This window comes from Streptomyces sp. ISL-66, assembly GCF_018614135.1.
Classification (GTDB): domain Bacteria; phylum Actinomycetota; class Actinomycetes; order Streptomycetales; family Streptomycetaceae; genus Streptomyces.
This window is the reverse complement of sequence record NZ_JAGGOW010000065.1, coordinates 84,073-101,477: the sequence shown is the minus strand read 5'-3', so window position 1 is coordinate 101,477 and position 17,405 is coordinate 84,073. Positions and strand designations below refer to the sequence as shown.

General features: G+C 71.2%; 13 protein-coding genes and 2 pseudogenes. 9 read left to right on the top strand and 6 right to left on the bottom strand.

Annotation, left to right across the window (positions count from 1 at the left end; translation table 11 throughout):
* Window positions 1–108: 108 nt before the first annotated feature.
* A pseudogene (locus tag J7E97_RS13700) lies at window positions 109–486 on the top strand (thymidine kinase); the annotation flags it as partial.
* Between the two features lie 27 nt (window positions 487–513).
* Here J7E97_RS13700 and J7E97_RS13695 read toward each other — a convergent pair.
* On the bottom strand, window positions 514–1,644 hold the full coding sequence (locus J7E97_RS13695; protein ID WP_215026513.1) for a hypothetical protein: 1,131 nt from the start codon (window positions 1,642–1,644) through the stop codon (window positions 514–516).
* Between the two features lie 109 nt (window positions 1,645–1,753).
* Here J7E97_RS13695 and J7E97_RS13690 point away from each other — a divergent pair, with 109 nt between their 5' ends.
* The 8 genes and pseudogenes from J7E97_RS13690 to J7E97_RS13655 all read left to right on the top strand — a co-directional run bounded on the left by J7E97_RS13690 (window position 1,754) and on the right by J7E97_RS13655 (window position 12,043).
* Window positions 1,754–2,611 (top strand): hypothetical protein, encoded by an 858-nt coding sequence (locus J7E97_RS13690; protein ID WP_308346491.1) that lies wholly within the window; start codon window positions 1,754–1,756, stop codon window positions 2,609–2,611.
* A 22-nt stretch (window positions 2,612–2,633) separates the two neighbouring features.
* Window positions 2,634–2,911: pseudogene (locus J7E97_RS13685) on the top strand (thymidine kinase); the annotation flags it as partial.
* A 474-nt stretch (window positions 2,912–3,385) separates the two neighbouring features.
* Window positions 3,386–4,549 carry a hypothetical protein gene (locus J7E97_RS13680; protein ID WP_215026509.1) on the top strand — a complete coding sequence of 388 codons (1,164 nt, stop codon included), beginning with the start codon at window positions 3,386–3,388 and terminating at the stop codon, window positions 4,547–4,549.
* A gap of 172 nt (window positions 4,550–4,721) precedes the next feature.
* Window positions 4,722–5,771, top strand: a complete 1,050-nt coding sequence (locus J7E97_RS13675) for a nucleoside-diphosphate kinase (protein ID WP_215026507.1) — start codon at window positions 4,722–4,724, stop codon at window positions 5,769–5,771.
* Window positions 5,761–8,241, top strand: a complete 2,481-nt coding sequence (locus J7E97_RS13670; RefSeq protein ID WP_215026504.1) for an aminotransferase class I/II-fold pyridoxal phosphate-dependent enzyme — start codon at window positions 5,761–5,763, stop codon at window positions 8,239–8,241. Before J7E97_RS13675 ends, J7E97_RS13670 begins: the two co-directional genes overlap by 11 nt.
* Window positions 8,238–8,837, top strand: coding sequence for a hypothetical protein (locus tag J7E97_RS36980; RefSeq protein WP_215026501.1), 600 nt, complete (start codon window positions 8,238–8,240; stop codon window positions 8,835–8,837). Before J7E97_RS13670 ends, J7E97_RS36980 begins: the two co-directional genes overlap by 4 nt.
* A 384-nt stretch (window positions 8,838–9,221) precedes the next feature.
* Window positions 9,222–10,268, top strand: coding sequence for a M4 family metallopeptidase (locus J7E97_RS13660; protein ID WP_215026498.1), 1,047 nt, complete (start codon window positions 9,222–9,224; stop codon window positions 10,266–10,268).
* Between the two features lie 272 nt (window positions 10,269–10,540).
* Window positions 10,541–12,043, top strand: coding sequence for a M4 family metallopeptidase (locus J7E97_RS13655; protein ID WP_251054450.1), 1,503 nt, complete (start codon window positions 10,541–10,543; stop codon window positions 12,041–12,043).
* A 559-nt stretch (window positions 12,044–12,602) separates the two neighbouring features.
* Here the strand turns inward: J7E97_RS13655 and J7E97_RS13650 are convergent.
* Genes J7E97_RS13650 through J7E97_RS13630 form a run of 5 tightly spaced genes read right to left on the bottom strand, consistent with a single transcriptional unit; the run spans window position 12,603 to window position 17,396 of the window.
* Window positions 12,603–13,583 (bottom strand): SIS domain-containing protein, encoded by a 981-nt coding sequence (locus J7E97_RS13650; protein WP_215026495.1) that lies wholly within the window; start codon window positions 13,581–13,583, stop codon window positions 12,603–12,605.
* 55 nt (window positions 13,584–13,638) lie between these two features.
* A complete protein-coding gene (locus J7E97_RS13645; protein WP_215026492.1) occupies window positions 13,639–14,433 on the bottom strand; it encodes a methyltransferase domain-containing protein in 795 nt (264 codons plus the stop codon).
* Entirely contained in the window at window positions 14,426–15,001 is a 576-nt protein-coding gene (locus J7E97_RS13640) for a DUF4178 domain-containing protein (RefSeq protein ID WP_215026489.1), read from the bottom strand. Before J7E97_RS13640 ends, J7E97_RS13645 begins: the two co-directional genes overlap by 8 nt.
* A complete protein-coding gene (locus tag J7E97_RS13635) occupies window positions 15,001–16,239 on the bottom strand; it encodes a hypothetical protein (RefSeq protein ID WP_215026486.1) in 1,239 nt (412 codons plus the stop codon). Before J7E97_RS13635 ends, J7E97_RS13640 begins: the two co-directional genes overlap by 1 nt.
* The gene (locus J7E97_RS13630) at window positions 16,224–17,396 is read right to left on the bottom strand and encodes an FAD-dependent oxidoreductase (protein ID WP_215026484.1); all 1,173 of its coding nucleotides are present in this window, start codon (window positions 17,394–17,396) and stop codon (window positions 16,224–16,226) included. Before J7E97_RS13630 ends, J7E97_RS13635 begins: the two co-directional genes overlap by 16 nt.
* Between the last annotated feature and the right edge of the window lie 9 nt (window positions 17,397–17,405).

Below are 17,405 nucleotides of genomic sequence, written 5' to 3'. Positions count from 1 at the left end.
GGGATCCCCATACGCGCAGTGACACCCTGGTGCGCTACCCACACATGGCAAATGCCCAAGCAAAAGGACCTTGGCGCTCCAGATCGGACACAACCGATCTGCGCGCGGGCTCCCGAGCAGATCGACCAGCTGGCCCGGATCGTCGACGACCTCGACATGGACGTCTTCGCCTTCGGCATCACGACGGACTTCCGCACGAAGCTCTTCCCCGGCTCGCAGCGGCTGATCGAGCTGGCGGACCGGCTGGAGCAGCTCCAGGTGGAGGCCCTCTGCTGGTGCGGGGCCCGCGCCACGCACAACGCCCGCACGGTGGGAGGGGAGATGGTCGTGGAAGGCGCCCAGGTGGTGGTCGGTGACGTGAACCGCCCGGCGGAGGAGATCGGCTACGAGGTTCTCTGCCGCCGCCATCACCGCCACCGCATGACCTCGGCCGCGGCCCACGCCGGCGCACTCTCCCCGGACGTCCTCCCGGTCAACCACGCCTGACCGTCTTCTTCCATGCCGGCGGCCGAGTTACCGGAGACCGTGACTGTCGAGACGGTGGATGAGGCCGGGCCGGCTCCGGTAGGTGTCGCGCAGGAGCCCCAGACGCTGCTGGAAATCGACACCGTGTCCGGCGTGAGCGCAGGCATCGCGCAGGTCACGAAGGAGGGCGACAGCCGCGTCGTAGGCACTGGTCTTCTTGGAGGCGATGTGTGCTTCGGCCTGGTTCCAGATGACGTCCGCTTCGGCGGCGAGTGCGGTCAGGCGCGTGGCGCGGGCTCGCAACCGGTCGCGTTCGGCGTGCCCGTGGCGCTCGGCGCGGCGGGTGTGCGCCGCATCCAGCAGCCGGGCGGCGGTCCGGCGACCGGGTGCGGTCGCCGGGGCGCAAGTTTCCCGCAGACGGTGCACGAGTTCGCTGTGCAAGTGGGGTTCCGGGCCGAGGGCGAGGCGCACCAGTAGGGCGTCCTTCTCGTCGTCCGGGAGGGCGGAGACGAGTCGCGCGAGCTCCTTCCGTGTCAGACGGGCCGCGGGTTCCGGCGCCGCGGTGCTGCTCTGTGCGGCGACAGTGAGCAGGTCGGTGTCGACGCGCAGGAAGTCCGCGAGCGCGCTTTGCGGAGCCGTGAGTTCGCCCAGGCCGGCGGGGACGGGAGGCTCCAGGGAGGACTGGTACTCCTCTTCGTCGTCGTCCTCGGCTTCCCGGGCAGAGAGGGCGGAGAGCCACGCCAGATAGAGGGGCCGCATATCGCCGGTGGCGAGTTCCTCGCGTACTCCGATGACCGAGGCCAGGGAATCGTCGGCTCCCTCGACCCAGTCGCCGCCCTCGTCCTCGCTGGTCAGGTCGAGGAGAAGGTGGGTTCGGGTGGCCCAGGTTTCGACGTGGTGGCAGAGACCGTACGGTTGGACGCTGCGCAGGGCCAGGCGCTGTAGAGGCAGGCGAAGCATCAGCCGGCGTGTGCCCCAGCTGGCGACGTACAGATGGGCGTCGAAGTACCGCTCCACCAGGGTTCGCGGATTCCCCCGCAGGTCGCCCCAGTGGTATTCGTTGGTGAAGCTGGTGGCGGTGATCCTGGCACGGCTGGAGACGCTCCGCAGTGCTTCCCGCTGGTCGCCGCTCAGCGGCCGGTCGAGGGCCTGAAACTCGTAGTACTGGTACTCGCTCACCGGAAGCACCCTACTGCTGACGGTGGTGCGAGAGGGTAGGTTCGGCGAGGCGGCGAGGGCACGGAACGGAGCGGTTGTGGACGAGTCTCATGGAAAGACAGTGGGACAGGTGCGGGAGTTGGTCGGGTGGATCGGCGCCGGACGGAAATTGACGCAGACCGGCCGCATCACTCTCGCGGACGCCCGGACCTTGGTGGAGCTGCTGGGCACCGGCGACCAGATGGACCCGGTGATCGGTGACCGGAGGTTCAAGACGAAGTCCAGCGAGGAGCTGTACCACCTCAACCTGCTGGCGGAATGGGCCAAGGCCGCCCGACTGCTGAGGGTTGCCGGTGGCCGTCTGCTCCCGGTGAAGAAGAACGCCCGGCTGCTCGACCGGCCCGACGGCCTGTGGAACGCCCTCTTCGAAGCGGTACCGCGCATCGGGAGTGCCGTACTGGTCTCGGGGTGGCTTGAGTCGGTCTTCTCCCAGGAGTATGCCGCCGGCCTGCGGACGCTGCTGCATCGGCTGTACGCGGCTCGCGGCCCGGTCGCCGGCGACGCACTGCGCAGAGCGGTGTGGCAGGCGGTGACCGCTCCCTACATTCTCGACGATGTGCCGCCCGAGCGGCTGTGGGCCTGGCGCGGTAGCAACGACCGTGACGTGCGGCTGTTGCTCGAAGCCCTCGCGGCCCTCGGGGCCGTCCGAAGCGATGACGACACCGTGGAGCTGACCGGTCAGGGCAGGCGGGCCGTGGCCGCCGAGGCGGACCGGAGCTATCCCGTCTGCGTAGCCGGTTCCGGCGCCTGCCCTCCTGAGGACTGCGGAGGCGCCGGGGCCTATGAAGACCTCAAGCGGACGCTCGCCGATCCGACGCGGACGGAGCACGCCGACCTCGTGCGGTGGCTTGGCCTTGACTCCGGGGTGGGGTTCGACCCGGCCCGGTTCACCCCCGGCGAAGCCAATGACAGACTCCAGCAGATGTGACCCACCCGTCCCGGGGGCAACCCCCGGCTCGCAGCGGCTGATCGAGCTGGCGGACCGGATCGAGCAGCTCCAGGTCGAGGCCTTGTGCTGGTGCGGCGCCCGCGCCACCCACAACGCCCGAACGATAGACGGCGAGATGGTGGTCGGGGCGCCCAGGTCGTGGTCGGCGACGTGAACCGCCCGGCGGGGGAGATCGGCTACGAGGTCCTGTGCCGCCGCCACCACCGCAAGCGCATGACCTCGGCGTCCGCCCACGCCGGCGCCCTCTCCCCGGACGTCCTCCCGGTCAACCACGTCTGAACCTCTCTACTTTCTTTGCAACGTGTCCGTCCCGTGGTCGTCTCTGGGAACGAGCACCTCTGGCGCACTCAGCCGCTGAACCGAGCCACAGTCTCGGGGAATACCCGTGCTTGTCCTGCGGTGTACTCGTCTGGCCTGTGGGGGCCAGGACGGCATACGCGCCGCGTGAACTGAGGGCAGGGTGCCGTCGCTGCGGTAGTTCCGTACGTCCGCTACCACTCGACCACCTGGTCTCCGCCCGCCGACCCGAGATGACGGTGACCGGGCCCCGGTTCCCCCGGCGAACCTGAAACGCCGCGCGGGCCACGTACCGCAGTCCCGCCCCTGCAGCCGCCCGCCGCGAGCGCGCCGGTCCGGCGATACACGCCCTCGTGTATCGGGTGAGTACGGGCTGTGGATCGCCCGTTCCTAATGTTCGGTTCATGCCCCGGTCGCACACGGAGGGGGCGGAATCGGACAGGGAAGGGACGCGAGATGCAGACGGTGGAGCGGGACGCGACGAGCGCGGAGACACCCCCCGGAGGGAACGGGGTCCGGGCAGTGCCGGACGTCCACCTGAGCGAGGCACACCTGGCCGCGGCACGGGCCGTGCTGGACGAAGCGGTGGGCCGGGACAACGTCCGGCTCGCCTTCGTCAGCGGATCGCTGGCCGCGGGCCTGGGCCACGGCCTGTCGGACGTCGACCTCTACGTGGTGACGACCGACGACGCCCCGCGCCCCGAAGTGTCGTACGAACGCGACGGGTTCGTCGTACAGCTGACGCCGGTGTCACACGCGGAACTCGACCGCATCGTGCGGATCTGCCGCGGCTACACCGACACCGCGACCGACCGGTGGCAGACGGGTCTGAGTGATGTGGAGCTCCAGCGCGCCGTGCGGTTCTCGATCGGCACCGTGCTGGCCGACAACGGCAGCGGGGTGCCGGAAGCCGCGCAGGCCCGGCTGACGGTCCGGCGGGTCCTCATGAACCGCAGCGCCTACCAGCTCAACAGCTACGCCGAGGACGCGTTGGGGGCACTGCAGGTGGGCGACACGCTCACCGCGCTGCAAACCTCGCTGATCGCGGTGGAGCTCTCTCTGGAGTGCGTCCTGAGCGGCGTGGGCGACGTGTACCTGGGCCGCAAGTTTCACCTGCGGCGCGCTGCCCGCTCCGCAGCGCTGCGTGAGGTACTGAACGACGTGTGGGAGTCCCTGCGCCAGCCCGCCGACCTGGGATGCGCGCAGACCGCCCGGCAGATCGTGGTCCGCCGACTGCTGCTGGTCTCGCACCTCGTGGCCCACGCCCTCCTCGGTGGTTGGGAGGCCCCGCTCGAACGGGTTCCCGGGTTCGCCGACCGCCGTGCCGAGGGCGGTCCGGTGCGCAGCCCTTGGGTGACCCCCGTTCGCTTCTCCGACTCGTGGGGGATGTCGGGCCCGGACATCGGCTACCGCGTGACGGAGGCCATGGTGCGCGTGTGGGCGGCCCTGGACGGGCGCCCCCGCGAAGAGCTGTCCACCGCGGCGCAGGACACGTTCCTCCAGGACGTTCCCCAAGAACTTCTCGACGCCGCGGTGACGCGGCTCGTCGAGAGCGGTGCCGCCGTACCCGATGGCGCACCGATCCGGATCGAGAACAAGGAAGGAGGTGTCCGACTGTGAAGAACCAGCTCGAGATCGTCGTCGACAAGTCGTACGCGGCGCACCGCGTCACCTGAGGTCCCTGACGCACCACGCGTCCGAGGTCGCACACCCGCCGGGACCGGCCCCGTGCCGGTCCCGGCGGGAAGCCCGCGCACGGCACCCCAGCACCGAAGAAGAGGAGGAAGTGCGCATGCCCCCGCACATGTCCGTGCCGACCACCGCGCCGACAACCGTGCCGGCACCCGGTACGACGCCCCGCGCCCGCGACTGGCCGCGGCTGACCACCGTGCCGGAGAAGATCCACTACTACATCGACGACCTAGCCTTCCGGGACGGATGGGCGACCGCCCGCAAGGCTCTCGGCGACCAGTGGGCAACGGCCCTCCAACGGACCGCACTGCTCACCCTGCGGCCCGACGGCATCGCGCACGAAGCCCTCGACGGCACTCTGGCCTTCCTCGCCGGCCAGGGGTTCGACGTCATTGCCGCGCACTCCGTGCGCTACGGGGCGAACCGGGCCCGCGAACTGTGGCGCTACCAGTGGAACGCGGCCACCGCCGACCGCCTCGCGGTGACCCGCGAGGTGCTGGACGCGGGCGACGGGCTGCTGATCGTGTGCTTCGCCGCCGGACCTCTGACCACGCCCGCGAGCTCGCTGTTCGCCCGGACCAAGGGCTCCGCCCTGCCCGAGGCACGCCTTCCCGGCGACCTGCGGACCCTCCTGGGCGCTCCCAACCGCGTGCTCACCCTGGTGCACGCCGCCGACGAACCCGCCGACGTGCTGCGCGAGCTGCCCATCGTCCTGTCCCGCACCGACCAGGCCGCGACCTGGCGCGCCGTCCGCGCAGCCGACGACGCCCGGCGCGCCGGGCGGCCGCCGCGGACCGTGCGTCCCGTGGGGCCCCCGGCCCGGGGGCCGCTGCCCGAGCTGCCGGCCGCCGTACGCACCCTGCTCCGCCACACCACGGAGCACCACCACTGCGCGGCCCGACGGCTGGGCGCCCTGCTGGACGCGCTGGTCCGCACCCCCCACGACGCCCCGCAGCACTGGCGGGAACACGGCATCGACTGGGAGCTCTGGGCCACCGCGCTCCACTCCTGCGGAGCCGACCACCGGAGCTGGGAGTCGCTGGTGGTGGCGAGCCACGCCGTGGTGTCCAACCTCGCGGCGGACTCCCTGATCCGGGGAGCCGGCCGGAGCCGGTGGCTGAACGGGGAAGGAGACTTCGTTGCTGCCTGAGCCGAGCGGCGCCCGTGCCGTACTCCTGTCCGACCCCCCGCGCCCGGTCCTCGTTCCCGACGCCGGGTCGCTCGAACGGAGCGTTCACGACGCGGCCGCGGCCGACCGGATGCGACTGCCCCTCAACGCCAACGAGAACGGCCTGACCGCACGTACCGCGCGCGTCCTGGCCACTCCGCTGGGCCAGCGGTACCTGATGGACGTCGAACGCGAGGTCTGCGTCTTCGGGCGCAACGCCGCCTTCGCCGGGATGCCCGCAGTGGGTGGCCCCGTGAAGGCCGGACGCGACGCGCTGCGGCGGATGCTGGGCGCGGACCGGGTCACGCTGGACTGCCTGTCCGGCGTGCACGCCATGACCAGCGTGGTGCTCGCCGCCACCCGGCCCGGAGACACCGTGATGACGGTCCCCTCCGATCAGGGGGGCCACCACTCGACGGTGCCGATCCTGGCCAGTGCCGGACGCCGCCACGCGGTCACCCGCTACGACCGGGCGGCCGGCGCCTTCGACGTGGCCGGTACCGCCAGGGCCGCCGCGCAGGAGGGCGTCACGGCGCTGTACCTGGACACCTCGGTGCTGGTGGAACCGGTTCCGGTACGGGCGCTGCGGGCCGCGCTCCCGCCGCACGTCACGATCGTGGTGGACGCCAGCCACCTGCTCGGTCTCGTCCTCGGGGGAGCCTGCCCCAACCCCCTGGACGAGGGCGCCGACATCCTGTGCGGCAGCACCCACAAGACGTTCCCCGGACCGCAGAAGGGCATCGTCGCGGTGCGGGACGGCCGGCGGTTCGGTGCCGCCATGGACCTCATCGAGGGCGCCTTGGTGTCGTCCGTACACACCGCGTCGACGTTGGCGCTCGCGATCGCGCTGGTGGAGTTCGAGGAGGGGGCTGGCCGTGCGCACCACCGCGGGGGGCCGGTTCTCGCGCACGCACCAGGTGCACTGCCGCATCGAGGACGACCGCGCCACCGCCTTGCACCGGTGCCTGGCCAACGGCATCACCACCAGTGTGAGCGGCGCCCTCGGCGACCACCGCTTCCTGCGCCTCGGAGTGCAGGAAGTCACCCTGCGCGGCATGCGCGAGGACGCCATGGAAGACCTTGCCCGACTGATACGCACCGCACTGGACGGCGGCGACTGCCGCGCGGACGTCGAACGGACCGTGCGGCGGTTCCCGGCAGCGACTTACGGAGCATCATGAGCACCACCGTGACCCTGGGCGGTACCGACACCCTCGGCACCGCCGCATACGGAGCGTTCCGCTCCTACCTCGACTCCACGTACGGGATCAAGGCCGAGCGGACCGTCGCCGGGCTCTCCGTGGGATATCCCACCGCCCGCGCGCTGGACCTGCCGCACGCGGCACTCTCCACCCTCGCCCCGTTCAGGGACGGCCAGGCCGTCCCGCGGCCCGGCTACGGCTGGGAGCAGGGGTCGGCCGAACTCCGTGCCGACCTGCTGGAACTGGAGAACCTGCGCACCGGATTCGGCTACCGGCCCGAGAACATCGCGGTCTGCGCGGGTGCCACGTACGCGGTGAACCGGGTGGTGGAGCACATCTTCGAGACCTCCGGACCCGGTCACGTGCTGGCGATCGCACCGACCTTCTACCGGATGCTGGGCCGTCTGGTGCAACGCGGCGAGCTGCGTTCGGTCATCGGCGGCCCCGAGGACGGCTACGTACCCGACCCGGTGCGGATCGAGGCCGCGCTGACCGCGGAAACCCGGGCGCTATTCCTGGTCAACCCCTCCAACCCGTTCTTCCAGTACTACGGGGACGACTGGCTGACCGAGGTGGTGGCGCTCGCGGGTCGGCACGGCGTGCCGGTCGTGGTCGACGAATCCGGCGACGTCTTCCCGCGTGACGGCCGCTTCCACCGCAACCCGCCCGCGCTCGGCGCCGACCACGTCATCCGGATCGTCACCGCCTCCAAGCGGTACCTGATGGCGGAGTACCGCCTGGGCTACGTCCTCGCGTCGGCCCGCGTCATGGGCTCCAAGCTCCACGGCCTGGTGCGGACCCTGGGCGACGACATGGGCAACCCGCCGCTGGCCGGGAACACCCTGTGGTCGCACCTGGTGCGGCACGAGGCGCTGCACGACAGGGGCGGGTCCTGCCCGGAGCCCGGGTGCGACGAGGCCGAGGTGTGGCGGCGCAACCGGAGCTGGCTGGCCGACCGGGCGGCCCAGGTCGCCGAGTTCTGCGCCCGCAACGCGGACCTGGTCGACCAGATTCCCGCGGACTGCAACTACAACACCACGGTCAAGCTGCACGCTCCCGGATTCGCCACCGACCTCGCCCTGCAGGAAGAGCTGCTGCAAGGCCACGGCGTCGCCCTGTGCCCCGGCTCGGGTTTCGGACTGCCCGCCGCAACCCTGCACTTCCGTATCACCCACGCCATCGACGAGGGCGAACTGACCACCGGACTCCGCGGGCTGGAGTCCTTCTTGCGAAAGGAACGCACGTCGTGACCAGTGAGCTGCTTCAGCTGCACACCCAGGTCAGCACCGAGCTGCAGACCCCGTTCGGAGGCTTCACCGTCTCGGTGCCACCGGGGGAGCCCGGCCTGTCCGACCGGACGTGCGTGGCCCTGCACCGCGGGCCCCTGGACCAGCCGGGCACCCTGGTGCGGATCCACTCCGCCTGTCTGTTCAGCGAGACCTTCTCCTCGATGGACTGCGACTGCGCCGACCAGCTGCGCAGCTCGATGGAGCTGATCGCCCGCGAGGGGCGCGGCGTGATCGTCTACCAGTACCAGGAGGGCCGGGGCCAGGGCCTGGAGGCGAAGATCCGCGGCATGGCGGTGATGGACCGGCAGAACCTGACCACCGCCGGTGGGTGGAACGGTCCACTTCGAGGGTCTGGCGCAACCGCCAGGCGTACGTGCGGAGATTGGCCAGAGCGGAATCGGGGGCATCGTCTCCCCAGATGGCCCCGATCAGCTCGTGGGCCGCCGCGCCGCGCCCCGAACGCAGGAGCAGCGCGCACAAGAGGGCTTGCTGCTGAGGTGAATTGCCCCCGGCCGGAATGCCGTCGCGCTCGATCCGAACCTCACCGAGGAGAGTGAAATAGAGCTCTTCCACGACACCACCACTATTCCGTATCGCGAGCCGAGGACCCTGCACGGAAGGATTACGGATGCCCTGACGGGAGGTGGCGACTGCGATGATCGAACTGAGTTACGTAGATTAACCGATCGGCGGAAGAAGCCGAGCATCTCCACCGCACCCCCGCCGAGCAGGGAAGACGCTGCTCCCGGGCTCGATGATCGGGGCATGGACAGGAGTCCCGGACGGCCTGGGCGGAGCACGGGGACGCTTCTGAACTTCCCCGCGAGCGAGATGCCGCGGGCCGGGGTCTGGTCAAAGTCCGCCCGGTTGAGCAAAGATCGCGTCCGCACCGCGCCACTTACGAATCTTCGGTACATCACATCCATCACAGGAGGATGTTCATGCTCCGCCGTTCCCCTCGCGGCCTGACCGCTGCCGCCACCGCCGCCGTCGCACTGTTCACCCTGGCCGGACCGGCCTCGGCGTCCGGGCCCGCCCCCGCCGCCGCACCCCTGCCTCAGGGCCGCGTCTTCATGGTCAACCCCGTGCAGTCCTCGGGCGATCAGACGCTCACCGATGCCAAGGACGCCGTTGACGCCGTGCCCGCCTCGGCCTACACCACGGCCGCCTTGCGCAACCTGGACGGCAGCGGCGGGCTCTCCGGGAAGTGGGCGTACGTCAGATCGGAGACGGGTGCCTCCGCGAAGGTCGCGGAGGCGGCCGGGTACAACCGCTCCGACGACCAGTTCGAGCAGGTCATGGCCTACTTCTGGGTCAACGAGGCGCAGGAGTACCTGCAGGGCTTGGGCTTTGGCAGCGAGCTCCCCGGGGCCAACGACAGGGCCCAGCCGGTCCGCCTCAATCAATACGGCGCCGACAACTCCTTCTTCACCGACAAGAAGGCCGAGATCCGCTTCGGCAAGGGAAGCGTCGACGACGCCGAGGACGCCGAGGTGATCGTCCACGAGTACGGACACGCGGTGCACAACGCGCAGGTCCCCGGCTTCGGCACCTCCCCGGAGGCCGGCGCGATAGGCGAGGCCTTCGGCGACTACCTGGCCGTCGAGGTCGGTGCCCACGCGGACGCCGTCTACGGCTGGCCGCGGAAGGCGGACCTGGCGTGCGTCGCCGACTGGGATTCGGTCTCCTACAGCGCCGCCCCGCACTGCCTGCGCCGGATCGACGGGACCAAGGTGTACGCGGACAAGGTGGGCGAGGTCCACGCGGACGGTGAGATCTGGTCCCGCGCCCTCTTCGACATCCGGGGTGCCCTGGGGGCCCGCGCCGCCGACCGCGTCATCGTGAACGCGCAGTTCGGCTTCGCGCCCGGCACGAGCTTCCAGGACGCGGCGCTGACGACGATCGCCACCGCTCAGCGCATGTACGGCGGAACCGCGGCGGACGCCGTCCGCGCCGCCTTCAAGGCCCGTCAGATCCCCGGCGTTTGACCGGTGTCCGCTTGGTCCCGGATGTCAACTGGCCCGGGGCCAAGCGGAATGTTCCGTTTTTGACCGTTGAGCGGACACGAAAGTCCTCTCTCCGGACAACAACAGGTAAATTCTTGTTGCATACCTGTCAAACACTCGCTCCTTCCTGGCAATCTCGCAGCCGCCCCCACGGCAACGAAGGAGAACGAGTGATCCGCCACATCTCTTCATCCCCCACCTCCCGCAGCCGGACCCGTGTGCTGCGCACCGCTGCTGTCGTCGCATCGGCGGCGATGGTCGTGCTCGCCGTCCAGAGCGGTTCCGCCAACGCGGCGGCCGAGCGCGAGGCGGGAGCCACCGCCCTCACGCTGTCGACCACCGCACGCGCCCAGGCGATCTCCGCCGCGCAGACCGAAGCGGCCGGCACCGCGCGCGCCATCGGCCTCTCCGACCAGGAACGGCTCGTCGCCCGCGATGTGATCAAGGACGCCGACGGCACGGTCCACACCCGCTACGAGCGCACCTACGCCGGCCTGCCCGTCCTCGGCGGCGACCTGGTCGTCCATCAGAAGAAGGACGGCAGCCGGAAGGCCACCAAGGGCACCGAGGCGCGAATAGCCCCGTCCGCCGCCCGCTCCCCGAAGGCCGCGCCCGCCGGCTCCCGCCAGGTGGTCTGGGCCGCGTCCGGCACCCCGGTCTTCGCCTACGAGGCCGTCGTCACCGGCACCCAGCCCGACGGCACCCCCAGTGAGCGCCACGTCATCACCGACGCCGCCACCGGCGCGGAGATCTACTCGTACGAGGCCATCGACACCGGCACCGGCACCAGCGAGTACTCCGGCCCCGTCACGCTCGGCACCACCCTGAGCGGATCGACGTACAGCCTGGCCGACGCGGGCCGCGGCGGCCACAAGACCTACGACCTGAACGGCGCGACGTCCACCGCGACCGGCACGCTCTTCACCGACGCCGACGACAAGTGGGGTGACGGTTCACCGACGAACCGCCAGACCGCCGCCGTCGACGCCCATTACGGCGCTGCCGTGACCTGGGACTTCTATCGGGCCGAGCTCGGCCGCAACGGCATCGCCGGTGACGGCAAGGCCGCGTATTCCCGTGTCCACTACGGCAATGCCTACGTCAACGCCTTCTGGTCCGACAGCTGCTTCTGCATGACGTACGGCGACGGCGCCAACAACCTCAAGCCGCTGACCTCACTGGACGTCGCGGGCCACGAGATGAGCCACGGCCTGACCGCCGCCACCGCCAAGCTGAACTACAGCCGCGAGTCCGGCGGCCTCAACGAGGCCACCAGCGACATCTTCGGCACCTCGGTGGAGTTCTTCGCGAACAACTCCTCCGACATCGGTGACTACCTCATCGGCGAGAAGATCGACATCCGCGGCAACGGCACCCCGCTGCGCTACATGGACAAGCCCAGCAAGGACGGAGCCTCCGCCGACTACTGGTCGAAGACCGTCGGCCGGCTCGACGTGCACAACTCCTCGGGCGTCGCCAACCACTTCTTCTACCTGCTCTCCGAGGGCAGTGGCGCGAAGACCATCAACGGCGTGTCCTACAGCTCGCCCACCTACGACGGCTCCACCGTCACCGGGATCGGGCGGACCAAGGCCTACAAGATCTGGTACAAGGCGCTCTCGACCTACATGACGTCGACCACCGACTATGCGGGGGCGCGCACCGCGACCCTGCAGGCGACGGCCGACCTGTACGGCTCGACCGGCACCGAATACCAGCAGGTGGCGGCCGCGTGGAAGGGCGTCAACGTCAACTGACGCGCTGACAGGTACCCGAAACGCAGGCAGGGGGCCTGATCCGCTGAGTGGATCAGGCCCTCGCCCCGACGGAACGAACGAAGGCCATCCAGCTCTCCGTGGACCGTTGCCAGGTCGGTGCGGGTGTACAAGGTGTGGGAGTGCTCGAGGCCGAGCACGGACTCGGGCGCCGCGATGACGTGGCGGCGCAACTCCTCGGCCTCCTGCCATCCGTGCAGCCGGAGCAGGACCGTCGCCCGCAGGTGACGGGCCGCGAGGGTCCGGGAATGCTCTGGCCCGAACACCTCCCCGGCGGCCAGGGCTGTTTCCCGGTCGAGGGGCTCCGCCTCGTTCCCATCGCTCCTCGCCGGCCACGGCCCAGGCATGGGCGAGGCGGCTGAGCACGGTGTCTCCAGCTCGGCCGGGGAGGCACCGCGATCCGCCGCGATACCGATCGGTTACGGCGGGCTCGTCACGGGCGGTCCGCGCCGTCCTGATGCTGGTGGCGGCCGGCAAGGGGGGCGCCCTCACTGCCCCGCCCGCGCAGCCACTCGTACTCCGGCCGCTTGCCGATGGCGGGTCAGACCGTGGGGGCGCCCAGGGTCCACAGGTGCTTCTCCGCCCAGGCGCCCACGATGGCCACGTCGGGGTCCTGGCGCCGTATCCCGGCGAACCGGTCCGCGAGGAGCTGGAGCCGGGCGGTCATCGGCAGCTGGGCCAGGACCGGCGGCAGGTCCTCCGTGCCGTCGGCGAGGGTGCTGACGGTGATGCCCTCCAGGCGCGCGGCCTCGCCGAGCGCGGCGACCAGCCCGTCCGGGTCCCGCGCGGGCTCCAGCAGGACCAGCCCGTCGGAGGTGCCGAACGGGACCGCCGAGCCGTGGAGGTAGTTCTCCGCTTCGAAGCCCTCCGCGAGGGTCCGCGACGCCTCTCGGATCTTGAGGGCGCCCTCGCGTGCCGTGACGCCCCACGGGCCGGCACCGATCACGGCCAGGGAGCGGGCCGGGAAGGCGATCTCGTCGATCCCCGGGCCGGCCACCGCCGCCCGTACCGCCTCGGCCGTACGCCGCAGGGCCTGGGGGCCGTACTCCTCGGCACCCAGACGGGCGGCGATGCCGGCGAGGACGGCGAGCGCGGCGGTGTAACTGGCGGTGTACGTCTCGGATCGTTCGCGCTCGACGGTCTCGACGGCATCGGGCCAGCCGGACCCGTTGCCGGTGACGGAGACGACCGGCACTCCGGCGGCCAGGGCCTGTTCCCGGCAGGTGAGGGCGAAGGCGGTCTCGGCGGTGTGGGTGATCACCACCATGGCGTCACCCTTTCGCAGCGGTGCCCCCCAGCGGGCGAACTGGGCGGCGGAGGACCAGCGGGCGTCGATCCCGGCGTGGCCGAGCATCATGGCGCCGAGTTCGGCGGCGTGCTGGCTGGTGCCGGTGCCGATGAGCAGGACGCGCCGCGCTCCGGCCAGCCTCTCCGCGGGACCGGACAGGTCGGTGTCGGCCAGCCGTGTGAGGGCGTCGGCCTGGGTACGGATCACGTCGGACAGGGCGGTCGTCGAGGTCACGTCGGTTCACTTCTCTCTCGTGGAAACGCGGAATGAGCAGCAAGGGAGGGGCGGTTCAGGCTCGGCGGGCCGTGATGATCAGGTGCGGCGCGTGCACGTGGAAGGGGCTCAGGTCGTAGTCGCCGTACACGTCGGTGACCTGGAATCCGGCCCGGTCCAGCAGCCGGCACAGCTCGTGCGCGCTGTAGACCCGGTAGTCGGCGGTTGCGGAGCGTTCCGGGGCGGTGCCCGCGGTGCGGATGTGCCAGCGGATCCGGCTGGTGAGCGGCGAGAAGCGCTCCTCGTACAGATGGGTGACCGGCCCGTCGACCTCGAAGTTACGGACGATGAACTCGCCCGGCCCGACACCGAATGACTCACCGCTCTGGCTGAGGAACCAGTCGCGGTTCATCACGTCGATGAGCAGCCTGCCGCCGGGGGAGAGAACGCCACGGACCTGTTCGAGGACGGCGAGGTCCGCCTCTTCGGTGTCGAAGAAGCCGAAGCTGGTGTGCAGGCTCACCACCGCGTCGAAACCGCCCTGCGGCAGGGGGCCGAGGTCGCGCATGTCCGCGCGGACGAACCGTGCGGTGCTGCCCGCCGCGAGGGCCCGGGCCCGCGCCCGCTCCAGGTAGGGCTCCATCAGGTCGACGCCGGTGACGGTGTAGCCCGCCGCGGCGAGCGGAACGCTGTGGCGTCCCGTACCGCAGGCCAGATCGAGCAGGCTCGCGCCCGCCGGAAGCCGCAGGGCGTCGGTGACGCACCGGACCATGGCGTCGGTGGTCCGGGTGTCGCGCAGTTCGAGGTCGGAGTCGGTGTAGATGTCGGTGAAGAAGTCGGTGATCCAGTCCGCTGCGGCCGTGTCAGGCACGGGTTTCCTCCTTGAGATCGGGGGGCTCCACGGGGTCGGGGAGCTCGGGAAGCTCGGAGTCCTCCGGGGGAGCCTCGATGGTCAGCCCGGCAGGCGGTACGACGTCCGTCCGGGTGCCGAGGAGCGCCGGGGCACCGGGCCCGAGCCACTCCAGCGAGGCGTGCACGCCGTCCCCGGCGTAGTCGACGAACCTCAGCCGCCCGGCCGGCGGCAGGCCGGGCAGTGCGGACAGATCACCGGTGGCGGTGAACTCTGCCTCACCGCGTTCGGTCTCCACCAGGGGTACCCCGCGTGCCGCGGGCCGCTCGGGATCGAAGCCCGTCGGGCCCGCCTCGGTCCGGACCCATCGGGAGAGGCGTACGGAGCCCTGGGGCAGCGCCTCGACGGCCAGCCACCGGCCGGCCCGCGGGCCGTCCAGGAGGTACTCGGCCCAGCGCTGGGTACCGCCGTCCACCTGCACGGCGGTGCGCACGGTGTGCGGTGTCCCCGCGATCCACAGGCGGGTGCCGGGCCGCAGACGCAGCAGCGGGTGCTCGGCCGGGATCGAGGGCGGGTCGGCGGCGGCCATCAGAACACGAGCTCGGTGCCGGAACGGGGCTCGGGCTTCCACGGTGCGCCGTGTGCCTCGTCCGGCGGGATCGGTATGCCGTGCAGCAGGGCGGCGTTGTGGTAGGCGGGGGTCTCCCCGGCGGTGAAGTAGTCGAGCATCATCGTCCATTTCTCGATTCCCGGGGGGAGGCTCGCTCCGGTCAGCGGCTCCGGGTCGGCGTACAGCGAGTTCACGGTCACGTCGATGTGGTAGAGCGACCCGTAGCGTTCCGGGTCGGAGTCCGGAGGGACGTAGCCGGGGCGGCGGGGGCTGTCGAGCGGTTCGTTGCTCCCCCCGGGTCGCACGTGCCAGGTGCTGCGCAGCCTGTCCGGGTGCCCGATGCCGCCGTTGCCGACGGATCGGCGAGCGGTGTCGCGGGAGCGGCGGACCGCTGCGCCACGGTTGGGGAACTGGCCGGTGTCGTAGCTCGCCGAGGTGTGGTGGCCCACGGCGTTGATGTTGAGCAGGACACCGCCCGGGACGCGGTGGTCGTGTGTCCTGGTCAGGTGCGCGCCGGTGAAGAAGGTGGTCATGCTGGCCGCGTACAGCTCCAGCGCTCCGTCCGGCCGGCGCAACGGGATGCCGTCGAGACAGATGGTGTCGGCCTCCAACGGCGCCCACTCGGGCAGGTACAGGCCGGTCAGGATCAGCATGACGTCGACGAGTTCGGGGCCGGCCGGTGTGTGGGCGAGCCGTGCGCTGTTGAACATCACTTGGAGGCTGCTGGTAAGGCCCTCGGTGGCCCGCCGTTTCCAGGCGGCGCGCGCCTCCTGGAGCCGTTGCCAGACGTGGCCGGCGCCCCGGTCGAGGTCGGTGTCGTCGATCCAGCAGACGTCGAGCGCCGGGTGGGCGTTCGCGCGGGCGGCGACCTTGGCGAAGACGCACGGCTGGTGGCGGCCGAACCAGAGCATCAGCGCGGCCTTCTTCTCGTCCACGGCGGCGTCGGAGAGCAGCACTTGGTGTGCGTGATCGATGTCCTCGCCGTAGCCCTCCGGGCGCTCGGACCGTGGCAGACGAGCCAGTGCCGTGAGCAGCGGGTCGTCCGTCGGGTCGGCCGTGATGTCGTCCGTGATGTCGCCCGTCGGATGGTCTGCCGGGTCGTCCGAAGGGTGGTCCGAAGGGTGGTCCGTCGGGTCGCCCTGTGGATCGTCGTCCCGTGGGCAGTCCTGCGGGCGGGTGCCGTCGGGGCCCGGAAGGTGGGCTAGTGCAACCGCCACCGGGGATGCACCGTCGTCGTGCCGTCGATCGCGTCGCATACGTACTTCCCCCAAGCAGGAGCGTTCTTGAAGCCGTGGCCGGAATCGCCTCCGACCAGCCATACGTGTTCGTGTGCCGGATGCCGTCCGAGGACGAACTCCTCGTCCGCCGTGGCCGCGTAGCCGCACTCCTCCACCGAGGCCACCGGGAGCCCGGCCAGCGCGGGGAACCGTCGCCGCAGGTAGGCGGTGGTGCCGTCGGGCAGCGCCGGTGGCGGGCCCGCGCGGTGGCCGCCGGGAGGCGGCTCGGCCTCGAGGGGCGTCCCGACGTCCGGGACGACCTTGGCTCCCCGGCCGTCGAACGCTCCGATGCCGTACACGGCGTGGTTGCGGTCGATCCAGGCCGGGGCCGGTGCCAGAGCCGGTGTCAGAGCCGGCGCCGGAGCCGGTGTCGTGCGGGCGGCCGAATCCGCGGCCAGGTAGTAGGCGACCTGGGCCGTGGCGCGGGCCGAGGTCAGCCCCGGGTGGAGCGCGGGCAGGGCCGTCCCGACGGCCCAGACCACCGTGTCCGCCGTGCACGCCACTCCGTCGACGAGCACCGCACCTGCCGCCGGCGTCGCGGTGCCCCGTACGAACCGGCAGCCACGGCGCTCGGCCGACGCCGCGAGCGCCCGCACGGCCCGCCGGGCGCGGAGCACGCCGGAGGCGGGCTCGTGGAGGACGAAGTGAAGATCCGCCGTGCCCAGACCGGGGAACCGCCGCCGGGCCGATCCGGGGCTCAACCGCTCGGCGGGGATCCCGAGTTGCCGCAGGGCGGAGTGGGATTCCTCCTCCCACTCCGGTCCCGCCGTGCCGTCCGGCCCGGTGGAGGCGAGGCTGAGGACACCGCGGGTGACGAGCAGCTCCTCGCCGGCCTCCCGCTCCAGTTCCCGCCAGTACCGCACGGACTCCCAGGACAGGGCGGAGTACCAGGCCCGTGATCCGTAGGCGCAGCGCAGGATGCGGGACTCGGCGGCGGAGGGGCCGGTACGACCGGGTGGGTACCGGTCGACCACCGTGACCGACCGGCCCCGGCGGGCCAGCTCGCGGGCGGTCGACAGGCCGACCACCCCCGCCCCGATGACCAGGACGTCGTGCTGGACGTCGTGCTTGACGTCGTGCTTGACGGTGTCCCTCATGCGGCTGCG